The sequence below is a fragment of the Fontibacter flavus genome, assembly GCF_042432905.1.
GTDB classification, from domain to species: domain Bacteria; phylum Bacteroidota; class Bacteroidia; order Cytophagales; family Cyclobacteriaceae; genus Fontibacter; species Fontibacter flavus.
Window position 1 is genome coordinate 1 of the sequence record NZ_JBHLWI010000044.1, and the last position, 15,490, is coordinate 15,490.

General features: G+C 41.1%; 14 protein-coding genes. 11 read left to right on the forward strand and 3 right to left on the reverse strand.

Annotated elements, in window-relative coordinates:
* The first annotated feature begins 142 nt into the window (after positions 1–142).
* The 5 genes from ACFFIP_RS15745 to ACFFIP_RS15765 all read left to right on the forward strand — a co-directional run bounded on the left by ACFFIP_RS15745 (position 143) and on the right by ACFFIP_RS15765 (position 4,739).
* Positions 143–1,012 (forward strand): hypothetical protein, encoded by an 870-nt coding sequence (locus ACFFIP_RS15745; protein WP_382388661.1) that lies wholly within the window; start codon positions 143–145, stop codon positions 1,010–1,012.
* Between the two features lie 8 nt (positions 1,013–1,020).
* Complete coding sequence (locus tag ACFFIP_RS15750; protein ID WP_382388662.1) at positions 1,021–1,572, forward strand: restriction endonuclease; 552 nt, start codon at positions 1,021–1,023, stop codon at positions 1,570–1,572.
* Positions 1,573–1,865: 293 nt separating this feature from the next.
* Positions 1,866–2,270, forward strand: a complete 405-nt coding sequence (locus tag ACFFIP_RS15755) for a YfiT family bacillithiol transferase (RefSeq protein ID WP_382388663.1) — start codon at positions 1,866–1,868, stop codon at positions 2,268–2,270.
* Positions 2,271–2,609: 339 nt separating this feature from the next.
* Complete coding sequence (locus ACFFIP_RS15760; protein ID WP_382388664.1) at positions 2,610–3,728, forward strand: MBL fold metallo-hydrolase; 1,119 nt, start codon at positions 2,610–2,612, stop codon at positions 3,726–3,728.
* Between the two features lie 117 nt (positions 3,729–3,845).
* Positions 3,846–4,739, forward strand: coding sequence for an NAD-dependent epimerase/dehydratase family protein (locus tag ACFFIP_RS15765; RefSeq protein ID WP_382388665.1), 894 nt, complete (start codon positions 3,846–3,848; stop codon positions 4,737–4,739).
* Positions 4,740–4,774: 35 nt separating this feature from the next.
* On the opposite strand, the gene ACFFIP_RS15770 is transcribed toward ACFFIP_RS15765, so the two are convergent.
* From ACFFIP_RS15770 to ACFFIP_RS15780, 3 genes are all read right to left on the reverse strand, one after another.
* Positions 4,775–5,242, reverse strand: coding sequence for a pyrophosphohydrolase domain-containing protein (locus ACFFIP_RS15770; protein ID WP_382388666.1), 468 nt, complete (start codon positions 5,240–5,242; stop codon positions 4,775–4,777).
* Positions 5,243–5,463: 221 nt separating this feature from the next.
* Positions 5,464–6,237 (reverse strand): hypothetical protein, encoded by a 774-nt coding sequence (locus ACFFIP_RS15775; RefSeq protein WP_382388667.1) that lies wholly within the window; start codon positions 6,235–6,237, stop codon positions 5,464–5,466.
* Between the two features lie 308 nt (positions 6,238–6,545).
* Positions 6,546–7,334 (reverse strand): superoxide dismutase, encoded by a 789-nt coding sequence (locus tag ACFFIP_RS15780; protein WP_382388668.1) that lies wholly within the window; start codon positions 7,332–7,334, stop codon positions 6,546–6,548.
* Between the two features lie 194 nt (positions 7,335–7,528).
* Between ACFFIP_RS15780 and dapF the strand changes: the two genes are divergently transcribed.
* The 6 genes from dapF to ACFFIP_RS15810 all read left to right on the forward strand — a co-directional run bounded on the left by dapF (position 7,529) and on the right by ACFFIP_RS15810 (position 15,485).
* The gene (gene dapF, locus ACFFIP_RS15785; protein ID WP_382388669.1) at positions 7,529–8,308 is read left to right on the forward strand and encodes a diaminopimelate epimerase; all 780 of its coding nucleotides are present in this window, start codon (positions 7,529–7,531) and stop codon (positions 8,306–8,308) included.
* A gap of 115 nt (positions 8,309–8,423) precedes the next feature.
* Entirely contained in the window at positions 8,424–11,801 is a 3,378-nt protein-coding gene (secA, locus tag ACFFIP_RS15790) for a preprotein translocase subunit SecA (protein WP_382388670.1), read from the forward strand.
* A gap of 10 nt (positions 11,802–11,811) precedes the next feature.
* Positions 11,812–12,351 carry a hypothetical protein gene (locus tag ACFFIP_RS15795; RefSeq protein WP_382388671.1) on the forward strand — a complete coding sequence of 180 codons (540 nt, stop codon included), beginning with the start codon at positions 11,812–11,814 and terminating at the stop codon, positions 12,349–12,351.
* Positions 12,338–13,525, forward strand: a complete 1,188-nt coding sequence (locus tag ACFFIP_RS15800; protein WP_382388672.1) for a M20 metallopeptidase family protein — start codon at positions 12,338–12,340, stop codon at positions 13,523–13,525. Before ACFFIP_RS15795 ends, ACFFIP_RS15800 begins: the two co-directional genes overlap by 14 nt.
* A gap of 121 nt (positions 13,526–13,646) precedes the next feature.
* Entirely contained in the window at positions 13,647–14,423 is a 777-nt protein-coding gene (locus tag ACFFIP_RS15805; RefSeq protein ID WP_382388673.1) for a S1/P1 nuclease, read from the forward strand.
* A gap of 291 nt (positions 14,424–14,714) precedes the next feature.
* Positions 14,715–15,485 carry an SDR family NAD(P)-dependent oxidoreductase gene (locus ACFFIP_RS15810; protein ID WP_382388674.1) on the forward strand — a complete coding sequence of 257 codons (771 nt, stop codon included), beginning with the start codon at positions 14,715–14,717 and terminating at the stop codon, positions 15,483–15,485.
* Positions 15,486–15,490: the final 5 nt, after the last annotated feature.

A 15,490-nucleotide genomic window follows, 5' to 3' on the forward strand; every position in this document is an offset into this window, starting at 1 on the left:
TTGGATATAGTGCATAGAGATAAAATAGGATTGTTAAAAATAACCTCAACTAAATTTACTAAATTTAAGGAGATTGTGGAATAGCCAACTAAAAAACAGGAGAGGCTTTTTTCACAGTCTGCCGTTGGCATCAAGCTATAAAATGAACCGAATACTAAAATACGGACTGATAACGATTTCAATTTTTATAATTGGGATATTTGTTTCATATGGAATCTTTGTAAATAAGTTTGACTTGTTCGGAGATCCTGAGAAAGAAATTTTGAATACAAAATGTGACAATCAAGGAGTAAGACAGGCGACAACTTTCGAATATGGTGGAAATGCTGTGACCAATCAAGTAATATTAGTTTCAATTGACCTAGGGTGCTCTGACAATCCAGATGATTCGAAAAAGAAAATAGTCTTTTCTGCTGAGAACAAAGGTGGAACGGCACTGCAGACAGAATGGAAATCGTTTGACACTCTTAAAATAATCTATTCGGATAGGCTTGAACCAGTTTCCCAAATTGACAAAGTGACATATATTGATTCGACTTTAAACGTCACAATTATTTATGAAATAACACCTGAAAAGAAAATTCAAAACTCAACCGACCGAACCGACTATAATAATCAAGATTTGAGTTATGAATTTAGAGAAGCAATCATATTTAATCTGACAGACACAATAGCCGCTGATTTTAATGGGGATGGAAAGCTGGATCAAGCAATTTTTAGAAAAGAAAATGAAACTTCAGGAATTATCATAATTCACGGAGAAACAAACGAAGTAAACAAAATTGGTTTTGGCGAACGTCTTGCGCATTTAACAGAATTTAATTGGGTTGACTTTTGGGGACTTGTAAATGACTCAGAGACTTATGAAGTCGTAATTGAAGATGACGAGATCATAGGAGGTAGAAAAGTTATGCTTGAGAATCCATCAATTGTAGTGAGAAAAGAAGAAGTAGGTGACGGACTAATAACATTTAAAGAAGGAAAATATGTTTGGATTCACCAAGCAGACTAAATTATCTAATGATGCCATTGCCACCAGAAAATATAAATGCAAATATTACACCGAGAGAATTTGAGCTACTGGTTAAAGCTTACTTACAAGAAATTGGAAGTTCTATTAATACTTTTAATGTCAAGCATGATGTTCAATTACAAAGAGAAGATGGAAGATATCAAATCGATGTTTTTGTTGAATTTGAACTATTAGGGAGTGATTTTAAAGTACTTATTGAGTGTAAAAAGCACAAGGATAAAGTAAAACGAGATGTCGTTCAGCTTTTGTTTGATAAGATTAGAGCTACTGGGGCGCATAAGGGCATGATTTTCTCAACTAGCGGGTTTCAAAAGGGGGCATTACTTTATGCAAGAAAACATGGAATAGCACTAATTAGAATTATTGAAGGGAAGTATACTTATTTCACTAAGTCAAGAGAGTCAAGAAATTTTGACCCTCCAACCTGGGTGGATTTACCAAAATTTGTTGGTGAATTCATAACTGATGAAGCAATTTGCTATTTACAAAATGGACATTTAGAGCCATTAAGAGAATTTATAATGGTTAATAAGGAATAGAATAGCCAGCTCCCATCTCTCACCACTTTTATGTAATTTAACAAATCAATTCAAACATAGGAGAAGTTAGGAGTAGGCTGGAAGCGAGCGGCTCCACATGCAGGCCCGACCCCCTAAGCGCCAAGTCTAAAATGACGGAACACATAGACATCATATAACATTATGACAATTGAACAACTGAAATATCCGATTGGGAAATTTGAGAAACCAACTACAATTACCAATAATATTGTAAAAAACTGGATTACTGTAATTTCTACATTTCCTCAAAGACTTCAGTTGAAGTCAGCAATTTGACGGACGAACAACTTGACAAACCATACAGACCAGGAGGTTGGATAATTAGACAAGTAGTCCATCATTGTGCCGACAGCCATATGAATAGTTTAACACGTCTAAAACTCGCATTGACAGAAGACCAACCAACCATAAAACCATATTTAGAAGAAAGATGGGCGGAGCTTCCAGACAGTAAAAGTATGCCTATTGAACCGTCATTAAAAATGTTAGAAGGAACACATGAAAGATGGACTGTTTTATTAAACAATTTGACAGACGAACAGAAAGGAAGAATTTTTATTCATCCTGAACACGGAAAGACATATAGTGTTGATGAAAATATCGGTGTTTACGCTTGGCATTGTAACCATCATCTTGCGCATATAACAGAGACCAAAAAGAAACATAAATGGAAATAAACATCAAATTTAATAAAACTGACAAAGCCTGAACAGTCTAAAGCTCTTTTGCAAAAGCAGGAGTTTCAATTGCTTGAATTTAATTTTTGGGGTGTTTCTACATGCTAAAATTGAATACTAATTACCTGGCAATTAAAGTTAAATATAACACACAATAGTCCTTGGATACGGCTCTGCTTGAGGACAGGAAATTACGCACTCTGGAAAAAAAGCCATAACATGCCGTACCCTACTGTCTAGAGAGTAAATCAGGCAGAAATTCTTTAGCTTTGAGGCTAGTGCCTGATTCAATTGGACATCACACGTCACAGGGCTGAGAACAGCCGACACATTATAGAAATGAAAAAAATATTGAGAATAGTATTATGGACCTTAGCCATTCTTATGGTGGCAACAGGGAGTCTGGCATATTATGTCAGTAAACAAATGGGCAGTTTGAATTCTTTGGAAGCGCGTAAGGAAAGATTCGGGGGCTTGCCTTATTATGCTGAGGAGACCGATGAATTTTTAAGTCCCGAGCCATTGCCCTATTTTCCAGAACAAACCACAGGGGGGAATCCTGGACCTTTGAGATTCTTTAAAACTTCACCCAATGCACCCGGTTTTCCACTGCCCAAGCAGCTGATTACCAAAAGCGATTTTCCGGAAACCCCCTCGGATTTTGCGGTGTGGTGGTTAGGTCATTCCTCTTTTATTCTTGAGCTTGACGGAAAGCGTATCCTATTTGATCCGGTTTTTGAAAATGGAGGCCCTCTTCCCTTTATTTTGAGAAGGTTCGATGTATCTCCAATCAAAAGAGAAGAACTTCCCGAGATTGATATGGTGATCATTACCCACGATCATTATGACCATCTGGAGGCGGCCACCATCAAATTTCTGGCGGATAAAAACATAGAATTCATCGTGCCATTGGGTGTTGGCAGTAGATTGGAAAGTTGGGGTATTCAGAAAAACAACATCAGCGAGTTGGGATGGCATGACGCCAAGGTTGTTGGTTCCTTGCAAATAACAGCCCTTCCGGGGATCCACTACACAAGCAGAAGTTTCAATGATAGAAACAAAACCCTCTGGGCTTCTTTTGTCATTAAAGGCGCAGACAAAAATCTTTTTGTAAGTGGAGATACCGGTTACGGTGGGCATCTAAAAGAAATTGGAGAAAAATATGGTCCTTTTGACCTGGCCTTAGTGGAAATAGATGGCTGGAATAAAGGATGGCCTTTGACCCACCTTTTTCCTGATCAGGTCATTCAAGTATGTCAGGATATAGATGCCAAACTCCTGTTTCCCATACATTGGGCTGTCTTTGATTTGGCATTACACCCATGGGACGAATCTATTAAAATGGTCGCTGATCTGGCAGCAGAAAAAGACATCGAGCTGGTGACACCCATTATGGGCGAAAAAGTTATCCCAGGACTGAGTTCCACCAATAATTGGTGGGAAAACTTAAAAAAGTGACCGCTAATCTGCTATGATTTGCTGCCACTTTTTTCTTATTCCATCAATAAGATAAGGGTTCTATAAATGTCATCTCTTTTTAGTAAATTCCAATTTTCAAAATTCAACATAATCAAAATGAGAATATTCTTCACAGGGGGCACAGGAAAAGCCGGAAAACATGTCATCCCCTACCTCATAGAACAGGGACATCGGGTGATGAATGTGGACCTGAAACCATTGGATTATCCGGGTGTGGATAACCTGATCGCGGATATTACAGATTCAGGCCAAATGTTCAATGCCATGACTTCCTATGCAGGTTTTGACGAAATGGAACCGGGTACCGGGGTACCCAAGTTTGATGCGGTGGTCCATTTTGCTGCGGTGCCCAGGATTCTGATCAACCCTGATAATGAAACCTTCCTGGTCAATTCTGTAGGTACCTATAATGTGATTGAAGCAGCTGTCAAGCTGGGGATTAAGAAGATCATCATTGCTTCTTCGGAGACAACTTACGGCATCTGTTTTTCGGATGGCAAAACCGACCCAAAATCTTTACCCTTGGAAGAAGATTATGATGTGGATCCCATGGACAGTTATGGCTTGTCCAAGGTGGTAAACGAGCAAACGGCCCGCAGCTTTCAACGCCGCTCGGGGTTTGATATCTATGCCCTTCGCATCGGCAATGTGATTGAACCCCATGAATACGAACTGCTCTTTCCCCATTATTTCAAACATCCAGAAGTACGCCGCAGAAATGCCTTTTGCTACATTGATGCCCGGGATCTGGGGCAGATTGTGGATTTGTGCCTGAAGAAGGACGGATTGGGTTATCAGGTATTCAATGCCGGCAATGACCACAATGGGGCCATCATTCCCAGCAAGGAGCTAGTGGAAAGATTTTTCCCAGGAGTAACCCTAAGCCGTGAACTTGAGGAGCACGAGGCTTTGTTTTCCAACCGTAAAATCCGTGAAGTACTGGGCTTCAAAGAACAGCACAATTGGAGGAAGTATGTAAAAGGTTTTTAGAGAATATGTTGATGACTTGGAAAAGATGATTGAACTTATTCCTCTAAAATTCCTTTTAAATCCGCAGGCGAATAGTAAATGGACTTCAAGGTTTTTCTGTCTCCTGATCGGTAGACCAGGAAAAGTTCTTCCTCCTGTTCATAGAAGCATTCCACTCCCTGATTTTGATAATGGGCCACAGTTTCTTTGGCTTCCTCTTCAGTTTTGCAGGCTTTGCTCATATTGGACCGCTGTACTTCATCGAACAACGCTTTGAATTTTTCGGCCAATCCAAATTCCAGCACTGCCCCGGATAGTACATATTGAATATCACACAAGGCATCGGCAATTTCCACTATGTCACCGTTTCGGATACCTTCTTCCAATTCCTTCAGTTCTTCAGCAATCAGGGAAACCCTTAGGTCGCATCTTTTGGTATCTGGAACCATAGGTTCTGGAAGAATAGGGTGTTTGAAAGTCTTGTGGAATTCGGCTACAGAGGTTAAGCTTTTTGGGTCTTGCATTTCTATTGGATTTTTGTTTTTACAAAGAAAAGAATTTTCATGAACTGTGCCAGCGGCACAAGCTAATGGTAGAAAATGATAACAATGCATCCACCTTCCTGTAAGGAAGTCCTGTAGAAAAATGCAACCATAAGAATTATTTCACCTGACATCCAGGCTGCTTTATAAAAAAAAGAGGCCGGTAATCCGACCTCTTAAAACGTAAAGGAAACGAACAATTTTTATTTTTTCTTCAGACTCACTGCAGATTCCAGATTGCTTTCAATCTGTGCCAAGATAATGGCATTGGTATCTGCTGCACCAGGACCAATATCAATTCTTCCATCCGCATTGGTATCTACAGCCGTAGCAAAATCTACATTGGCAAATAACTTATCCATATCAAATACCAGGACCATTTCAGTCTGACCATCTACTTCTACCCCTTGGGTGGATTGAGCCTTTGCACGGATCATTTTTTCAGTATTGAGCCAGATATTGCTGGATTTACCTTGGACCTCACCCATGATCAAAAGGGATTTTTCATAAACAGGATCAGTGGATTCCACTTCCGTATTTTTAAAAAGCCTGAAGCTAACCTCTTGGTAATTGCCTTCCGGTGTTCTTCCCTGACCTAATACGGAACTTTTGACCTCTCCATTGCTTACTATTGCAAAAGTCTGGTTTTTGGTCGCAGCTGTTTGGAGACCTGCATTTACATTGGTCCTCAAGGTAATACTGCCCAAACTTATACCTGCCAAAAGATCTGCTTTGGCGGCATACTTCATTTCCACATCTTTACTTCCAACCCAAAATTCACTTGTGGCAAATCCATTGACGATGACACGGCTATTGCTGCTGCTTGCCGAAGTGCTGCTAAATGCCTCTGCAGTTAGGGTAGCCTGACTCTGAGGTTCATTCATGTCAGCATCTTCTTTTTCTGTACAGGCGAAACCTACAAATCCGATTGCTAATACCGCAATCCATTTTTGGAAATAATTGATTGGTTTTTTCATTTGATAAAATAGTTGGTTAATAATAGCATGACTTAGACAATGTCCGTGCCAGTAGTCCATGCATTTTTTAACATAATTCCTGAAATAGGAATCTATTTTTGGACAAAAGAACCTTTTTTTAGTCTTTCACTATTTTCCTGTCAGAAAAAATATACCGGTCAATTGGTTTTTGATTTTTAACTGATCGTACCTAAAAAGTAAACGTTGATACCTGTTTTGATTTTAAAGACAATCTTGTTCTGTGGAAATACAGGTGCTGGATTTGAAAAATTTTGGTAAAAAAAAAACGGGGAGTAATCCCCGTTCGCTTAACCTTTCATCAAGGTATCATATCGTTTTTCTACCTCAGACCAGTTGACCACATTCCAGAATGCGGAAACGTAATCCGGCCTTCTGTTCTGATAGTTCAGGTAATAGGCATGTTCCCATACATCTATGCCCAATAGTGGAATCCCCTGAAAGTCGGAAATGTCCATCAAGGGATTATCCTGATTAGGCGTAGATCCTATTTTCAACAAATTATCTTTGTCCAATACCAGCCAGCCCCATCCGGAGCCAAAGCGTCCTTTGGCTGCATCTTCGAATTGTTTTTGGAATTCGGCAAAACTTCCAAATGCGCCGGTAATCGCATGTCCCAAATCACCTCCCGGTTCACCACCTCCGTTAGGAGACATGGTTTTCCAGAAGAGTTCATGGTTGTAATGGCCACCGCCATTATTTCTCATTTTGGTGGAATATTTTGAAATATTCATCATCACCTCTTCCAAAGGTCGGCTAACATCCACATTTTCCTCTGCTGAAGCTTCGGCTAAATTTTTTGCATAGGCAGCTGCATGCTTGGTATAGTGAATTTCCATAGTCATGGCATCAATATGAGGTTCCAAAGCTTCATAAGCATAAGCCAGAGGCATCTGCTCAAAGCCTGTACTCAAGAGAATTTTTATTTCTTCCTCAACTGAGCCACTTTCCGTGTTGCCACCGCAAGCACTCAAGAATGCGGAACCGATTACACTGCTTCCAATTCCCACTGCCAATGTTGCTTTGGAGCTATGGCTGAGGAATTTTCTTCTGGAAACATCAAAAGTTGTCTTTTTCATAGGGTTGTTAATTTCCTTTAAGGGTTGGATTTTCAATCACAAGAACCACCAAGTTAATTAATTCGGTTTGATTATAAAACCTAAAAGCAGACAATAAGTCTGATTTTATGACAAGTTGGTTATGTTTGCAAAACCAATAAAACTTGGTTTGGTTTTTGAAAACAGATAAATACCCTTGAACTGGGTGAATATTTATGGAAATTTCTTTTTACAAATATCAAGGTACAGGAAATGATTTTGTCATGATTGATGACAGGTCAGCCACATTTCCTGAAAAGAACCTACCGCTTGTCCAAAAATTATGTGATCGCAAATTCGGAATTGGGGCAGATGGCTTGATTTTGATCAGAAATAAGGAAGGTTACGATTTTGAAATGATTTATTTCAATGCAGATGGATCGCAGAGTATGTGTGGCAATGGCGCCCGTTGTGCAGTGGCTTTTTCCAGGTTTTTGGGAATTATCGACAATGAAACCAAATTTCTGGCTATCGATGGACCACATAAGGCGAAAGTCGTGGATGGCTGGGTGGAATTGGGCATGAGTCCCGTGAGCAGTCTGGCCAATGCCGGTCAGGACTTTTTTGTCAATACCGGTTCGCCGCATCATGTCCGTTTTGTAGAAAATGTCAATGAATATCCGGTTGTTCAAACAGGATCCGAGATCAGGTATGCTGATCAATATGCACCTAAAGGTACCAATGTGAATTTTGTGACCCCTATCAGTCAGAATGAAATTCAAGTTCGGACCTATGAACGAGGAGTTGAAAATGAAACCCTTTCCTGTGGCACCGGTGTGACAGCCTGTGCTTTGGTCTATGGTTACCAAAATCAGTTGCATGAGGTCAACATCAGTACCCCTGGCGGTAAGCTGAAGGTGAGGTTTTCTGAAAATGCGGACGGAAGTTTCCAAAATATTCTGTTGATAGGACCTGCAGAACAGGTTTTCCATGGAAAAATAAATGTAATCATATAAGAAAAGAGCACATTCATGGAGATTCTTGATACTTGAGCTGTTTCTAATCTCCTGACCTATTACTATAAATTAACAAAAAGGCCGTAATTTTAAGCCCCATATTATAAAAGTTACTATGTTAGAATTTATCGCCAAAGGACTGGCAAAAGTTTTCGGAACGAAGTCTGATAGAGATATAAAGGAATTTTCTCCTAAAGTTGCCGTGATCAATGAGATTTATGCCAAGCTCAAAAATCTCAGTGATGATCAGCTTAGAGAGAAAACCGCTGAAATCAAATCCATCATCAATGCGGATTTGAAATCGTTTGATGATAAAATTGCCTCCCTTCGTGAGCAGATCGCTGCGCTGGCACCGGATAAGGTGCAGGAGAAGGACGCACTTTTCAATGAAATTGAAAAAACCGAGAAATCCCGTGATGAAGCCCTTGAAGTGGTCTTGGATAAGGTGATGCCTGATGCCTTTGCTGTTGTCAAAGAAACAGCCAGAAGGTTTAAGGAAAACGGCAAACTGGTGGTGAAAGCCAATCTTAAAGACCAGGCCTTGGCTGTGAAAAAACCAAATGTGGAAATACAGGGAGATCAGGCTATTTGGCATAATAGGTGGATGGCTGCAGGAAATGAAGTCGTGTGGGATATGGTGCACTACGATGTGCAGCTGATCGGTGGTATGGTATTGCACAAAGGTAAAATTGCGGAGATGGCAACGGGTGAAGGTAAAACGCTTGTTTCCACACTTCCTGCTTACCTCAATGCCTTGGCCGGCCGTGGTGTTCACTTGGTTACTGTCAACGACTACCTGGCCAAAAGGGACTCCGAATGGAATGCACCATTGTTTGAATTCCACGGCTTGACGGTAGATTGTATCGATAAATATCCGCCTAACTCTGATCAAAGGAGAAAGGCTTATGCCTGTGACATTGTCTATGGTACCAATAATGAATTCGGCTTCGATTACCTGAGGGACAATATGGCTAGAGATGCCGGAGACCTTGTTCAGGGTAAACACCATTTTGCCATGATCGATGAAGTTGATTCCGTCCTTATTGATGATGCCAGGACGCCTTTGATTATTTCCGGTCCGGTGCCAAGAGGTGATAAGCATGAGTTTATGGACATGAAGCCAAGGGTTTCTACCTTGGTGGATGAGCAAAGGAAATTGGTTCAGGGATACTTGACGACAGCCAAAAAACTGATCCAGGAAGGTAATGAAAAAGAAGGAGGTCTTGCCCTATTCCGTGCTTTCCGGGGTATGCCGAAGTACAAGCCTTTGATCAAGTACCTTTCTGAACCTGGAGTAAGGGTTATTTTGCAGAAAACAGAAAACTATTACCTACAGGACAACAAGCGCATGATGCCTGAGGCAGATGAACCGCTTTTGTTTACCATTGACGAAAAGTCCAATAGCATCGAGCTGACGGATAATGGTATTGAAGTCATCACGCAGAAAAATGAAAACCCAACGTTTTTTATCCTTCCGGATATCGGTATGGAAATTGCCGAGATGGAGAAAAATCCTGATCTGGATGACAAGGAAAAGCTGATCAGAAAAGAGGAAATTATCAAAGATTATGGCGTAAAAGCACAAAGGATTCACACGGTCAATCAGTTGCTCAAAGCATATTGTATGTTTGAAAAAGACACTGAGTACATCATTGTCGATGGCAAAGTGAAGATTGTGGATGAACAAACAGGCCGTGTGATGGAGGGCAGAAGGTATTCTGACGGTTTGCATCAGGCGATAGAAGCCAAGGAAAATGTAAAGGTGGAGGATGCCACCCAGACCTATGCGACGATTACCCTACAGAATTATTTCAGGATGTACCATAAGCTTGCCGGTATGACCGGTACTGCGGAAACTGAAGCAGGAGAATTCTGGACCATCTACAAATTGGATGTGGTGGTCATCCCTACCAACAAACCGATTATCAGAGATGACCGTGAAGATAAGGTTTATAAGACAGTTAGAGAGAAGTTCAATGCTGTAGCGGATGAGATTGTAGAACTGACTAAGGAAGGAAGGCCTGTGCTAGTGGGTACGACTTCTGTTGAAATTTCTGAAGTATTGAGTAGGATGCTGACCATCCGAAAAATCAACCATCAGGTATTGAATGCCAAGCAGCATGCCAGGGAAGCAGATGTAGTGGCTGAAGCCGGTAAACCGGGAACAGTGACCATTGCTACTAACATGGCGGGCCGTGGTACCGATATCAAGCTGACACCTGAATCAAGAGCGGCGGGCGGTTTGGCCATCATCGGAACAGAGCGTCACGAATCGAGAAGGGTAGACAGGCAGTTGAGAGGTCGTTCAGGACGTCAGGGGGATGTGGGTTCGTCCCAGTTCTTTGTGTCTTTGGAAGACAACTTGATGAGGATGTTTGGTTCTGAGAGGATAGCCAAACTGATGGATAGAATGGGCTTGGAAGAAGGAGAAGTCATCCAGCATTCCATGATTACCAAATCCATCGAAAGGGCGCAAAGGAAAGTCGAAGAAAATAACTTTGGTATCAGAAAGCGTCTCCTTGAATATGATGACGTGATGAACTCTCAAAGGGAAGTGGTCTACAAGAGGCGTAAAAACGCCCTGATGGGTGAGCGTCTGGAGCTGGATATCCTGAATGTCATGTATGATGTTTGTGAAGGCATCATTGAGATGGCGAAGTCAACCGAAGATCTGGACAATCTAAGAATGAATATTTACAGTTCTTTGGGGATTGACCATCAGTTTACCGCCGATGATATCAAATCCAAAGAAGCCAATGTCTTGACAAGGGAGTTGTTCGAGGCAGCATATCAAAACTACACCGGTAAGAACGACCGTATCCTTTCCAAAGCGCTTCCGATATTGAAGGATGTGTTTGCACAGAGAGGAGCTACTGTAAAAGAAATCATGGTGCCGATAACTGATGGCATCAAGCAGATCGGCGTAGTGGTCAACCTGGAATCTACGGTGAACAATGAAGGCCGAGACCTGATCAGGGCAATCGAGAAAAACGTGACCTTGGCGATTATTGACCAAAACTGGAAAGAGCACCTCAGGGATATGGATGACCTGAAGCAATCTGTTCAGAATGCGGTCTATGAACAAAAGGATCCTTTGTTGATTTACAAGTTTGAGGCATTTCAGATGTTCAAGCGTTTCGTGGGCAGGCTGAATGAAGACACCATTTCTTTCATCGCTAAAGCAGAATTGCCGACACAGGATCCAAGTCAGGTAAAGGCAGCGCAGGCTCCCAGAAGAGAGGATAATGTCAAAGCTTCCAAAGAAGAAGTAGGCAGTAGCCTGAACCCAGGAGCCAATAGGCAGGCAGCAGCAGCTGTGGCCAATAGAACAGCTGCGCCACAGGTTGTTGCACCAAGGAAATCAGAAAAGTCCTACGGTAGAAATGACAAGGTTTCTGTACAGTATGCAGATGGCAAGCTACTGAAAGATGTGAAATACAAAAGTGTGGAGCAGGATGTGGAATCCGGCAAATGTGTGATTATAGAACATTAACAATAACATCATGAAAAGGTCACTGATAACCTCGATTCTTCTGGTATTTTTAATGGGCTCTTGTAATGTACTTAAAAAAGGTGCATCAGGTGCAGATGCTTATGAAAACTACCAGGAGAATCTCAGTGAGTCTATCATTGAATTTCCCGATTTCGCTGAAAAAGCCAGAGAATCAGCAACTGAGAATGTTGTAGAGAGTGTATTGGCAGTGGATCAGGACCTGACTCAGGCCCTCAACAAATATAGAGAAACCAACAAAGGCGAACGTTACTGGAGTGGCTTTACCGTATTGGTCTATAGTGGTGTGGACAGAGATTTGGCTTTCAAAACAAGAAATGATCTTTACACCTATTTTCCGGATTTGAAATCCGATATGCAATACCAACAACCAAGGTATCTGGTCAAAGTAGGGAAATTTATCAACAGGATTGAAGCACAGGCTTACTATTATCAACTCAAAGAACAATTTCCCGCAGTAAGAATCATTCAGGACAGATTCCAAAGAGAGGGATATGTGAACCCAGACCCCGTACAGGATGGTGAAAGATAAAATTAAAGCGTTAGCAAAGGAGTATAAATCAGATATCATTACCCTCAGAAGGCATCTACATGCCCATCCAGAGCTTTCCTTTCAGGAGTACCAGACTTCTGCTTTTGTGGAGGAAAAGTTAAAAAGTTTTGGCATTACCCAGCTTGAAAAAAAAGCAGATACCGGAATTGTAGCTTTGATTGAAGGAAGAAATCCTAGAGCCAAGGTGATTGCACTTAGGGCGGATATGGATGCCCTTCCTATTATCGAGCAAAATGAGGTTTCCTACAAATCGACCAATTCGGGAGTGATGCATGCCTGTGGGCATGATGTACATACCGCCTCACTTTTGGGTGCAGCAAAAATTCTGAACGGCATCAGGGATGATTTTGAGGGTACGGTGAAATTGATTTTCCAGCCTGGAGAAGAGCTGATTCCTGGGGGAGCTTCTTTGATGATTAAGGACAAGGTTTTGGAAAATCCCAGACCATCTGGAATCATTGGCCAACATGTGATGCCGCTGATTCCAGTTGGAAAGGTGGGCTTCCGTAAAGGTATGTATATGGCAAGTGCTGATGAACTTTATATTACTGTGAAAGGTAAGGGCGGACATGGTGCCATGCCGGAGACCTTGGTAGATCCGGTTTTGATCGCTTCCCACATGATTGTAGCCTTGCAGCAGGTAGTCAGCAGGAATGCTTCGCCTAAGATTCCGTCAGTGCTATCTTTTGGTCGAGTGGAGGCCTTGGGAGCTACGAATGTCATTCCTAATGAGGTGAAAATACAGGGCACTTTCAGAACACTCAATGAAGAATGGAGGGCCAAAGCCCATGTGCAGATGGTCAAAATTGCTAAAGGAATAGTAGAAGGAATGGGTGGTGAAGTGGATTTTGAAGTAAGAAGAGGTTACCCATTTCTTAAAAATGCTGAGGCGCTGACAGAAAGAGCACAACAAGCAGCCATAAGTTATATGGGAGAAGAAAATGTAGTGGATCTGGATATTTGGATGGCAGCAGAAGACTTCTCCTATTATACACAGGAGATTGATGGCTGCTTTTACAGACTAGGTACCCGTAATGAAGCCAAAGGAATTGTTTCCGGTGTGCATACGCCTACCTTCGATATCGATGAGGATGCTTTGGAGATCGGAGCAGGTTTGATGGCTTATATTGCTGTCAATGAATTAAAATCTTAATGAAATATACTTGCGTGAAATAAACTGGAAATATGCTAAAGCGAAATAATTGGGGATAGTACCTATTTCTTTAATGTTTCAATTTATTTCCACTGTATTTCAAGCTTATATCAATCAACATATGAAAACAACCAAACAATTGACATTGGCCATTCTTTTGGTCTTCAGTATCAATACCAGTTCATTTGCCTGGGGAGCAATCGGTCATTATGTGATCGGCAAATTAGCGGAATGGCAAATGAAACCACAAACAGTACAAAGGGTAGAAGCCATCCTACAGCAACAATCCATTTCAGGAGTGGGTGTTTGGATGGATAATATCCGTTCAGACAAAAAGTATGACTATACCTACACCTGGCATTGGGTAACCACCGCAGACGGGGAGTATGACCCAAAGATTCAGGAACCTACCGGTGATGCTTATGCAGCGTTTTTGAAAATTAAGGAAACTTTGAAAAAGGGAGGTTTGACTGCCGAGGAAGAAAGAGATCAGCTCCGGATGTTGATCCATATCATTGGAGATTTACATCAGCCCTTCCATGTGGGCAAGCCAGGTGACCGTGGAGGAAATGATGTGAAGGTGAGTTATTTCAATAAGGAAACCAATATCCATGCTGTTTGGGATTCTGATCTGATCGAAAATAAAAAAATGAGTTATTCAGAAATTGCAACCGAACTTCAAAAAAGAATCAACCCTGAACTCATCCATCAATATACTTCCAAAAGCCCTTCTGATTGGTTAAGAGAGGCAGTCGCTATCAGGCCAGCCATGTATGACATCCCTGAAAATGGAAGAATCGGTTATGAGTATATCTATAAGCATTACCACCATATCGAAGAAAGACTGACAGCTGCCGGTATTCGATTGGCCCAGGTGCTCGAAGAAATTTATGGATAAGGCTGCAAGGCAGTTTTTCTCAATACTAATTGAACCGACATGATAGATGTCGGTTTTTTTGTGCCCTTTTCGAAGTTTATAAACTTTATGTGGTTATAAATTTCTCTGCCAGTAGCTTCAATTATTAGGATTATGGGTTGTTTCAAGTCAATATCTATTAGTATCTAAAGTCATCGGCTGGTATCAATAAATATCGGATTTAAGTTAATCTAGGTTTTTTGCTTCTTTACGGTCAAAGTTCCGGATATATAAAAATTTATTCAAATTGAATGATTATCTTATTGCTAATATATGAAGCAGTATGCGTTAATCACTGGAGCTAGGCAGGGCTTGGGAAAGGGTTTTGCCATAGAACTTTCCAAAATGAAAATCAATACCATTTTGGTCAGTAGACCCAATCATGGCCTTCAGAATTTTTGTAAGGAGCTTAAGGAAACCTATCAGGTTGATTCTATCGCTTATGAGACTGATTTAACTGTTTACCAAAATGTAATAGATCTGGCCCATTGGATAAATGAGCAATTTGACATTTTCATCTTGATTAATAATGTAGGAAAAGGGGGCTCTTCCAAAATTACCGATGTTGATATTGAATACATCAATCACATGCTGAAACTGAATGTCGTGGCAGCTACAGTACTCACCCATCAGCTGCTTCCCAATCTATTACGTCAGCCTCAAGGTTATATTTTGAATGTTGCGAGTTTGGCGGCATTCTTGCCAATCGGGTTCAAAACCATTTATCCTGCGACCAAATCTTTCATCTATTCTTTTTCAAGGAGCCTAAGAAGGGAATTAAAAAACTCCAATGTTTCTGTCAGTGCCGTAAGTCCCGGACCTATAAGGACCAATGATGATATTATCAAAAGAACAGAAAAGGGCTATTTTGGAAAATTCATAGTTTGGGAACCAGAGGATTTGGCCAAAGAATGCATCAATCAACTTTTTAAGAAGAAAGGCGAGATCGTCGTTAATCCATTTGTACGATTCCTGATCAGGGTTCTGCCTATGAGTTTAAAAACCGACTTGATGACGAAAATAGTGCTCAAAGAACTAAAATAAAGCGC

What these genes read in the sequence shown, in the direction of transcription:
- ACFFIP_RS15795 (WP_382388671.1), top strand. Translation starts at nt 11,812, where the DNA reads ATGAAAAGGTCACTGATAACCTCGATTCTTCTGGTATTTTTAATGGGC.
- ACFFIP_RS15765 (WP_382388665.1), top strand. Translation starts at nt 3,846, where the DNA reads ATGAGAATATTCTTCACAGGGGGCACAGGAAAAGCCGGAAAACATGTC.
- secA (WP_382388670.1), top strand. Translation starts at nt 8,424, where the DNA reads ATGTTAGAATTTATCGCCAAAGGACTGGCAAAAGTTTTCGGAACGAAG.
- ACFFIP_RS15760 (WP_382388664.1), top strand. Translation starts at nt 2,610, where the DNA reads ATGAAAAAAATATTGAGAATAGTATTATGGACCTTAGCCATTCTTATG.
- ACFFIP_RS15770 (WP_382388666.1), bottom strand. Translation starts at nt 5,242, where the DNA reads ATGCAAGACCCAAAAAGCTTAACCTCTGTAGCCGAATTCCACAAGACT.
- ACFFIP_RS15775 (WP_382388667.1), bottom strand. Translation starts at nt 6,237, where the DNA reads ATGAAAAAACCAATCAATTATTTCCAAAAATGGATTGCGGTATTAGCA.
- ACFFIP_RS15800 (WP_382388672.1), top strand. Translation starts at nt 12,338, where the DNA reads ATGGTGAAAGATAAAATTAAAGCGTTAGCAAAGGAGTATAAATCAGAT.
- dapF (WP_382388669.1), top strand. Translation starts at nt 7,529, where the DNA reads ATGGAAATTTCTTTTTACAAATATCAAGGTACAGGAAATGATTTTGTC.
- ACFFIP_RS15805 (WP_382388673.1), top strand. Translation starts at nt 13,647, where the DNA reads ATGAAAACAACCAAACAATTGACATTGGCCATTCTTTTGGTCTTCAGT.
- ACFFIP_RS15780 (WP_382388668.1), bottom strand. Translation starts at nt 7,334, where the DNA reads ATGAAAAAGACAACTTTTGATGTTTCCAGAAGAAAATTCCTCAGCCAT.
- ACFFIP_RS15810 (WP_382388674.1), top strand. Translation starts at nt 14,715, where the DNA reads ATGAAGCAGTATGCGTTAATCACTGGAGCTAGGCAGGGCTTGGGAAAG.
- ACFFIP_RS15745 (WP_382388661.1), top strand. Translation starts at nt 143, where the DNA reads ATGAACCGAATACTAAAATACGGACTGATAACGATTTCAATTTTTATA.
- ACFFIP_RS15750 (WP_382388662.1), top strand. Translation starts at nt 1,021, where the DNA reads ATGATGCCATTGCCACCAGAAAATATAAATGCAAATATTACACCGAGA.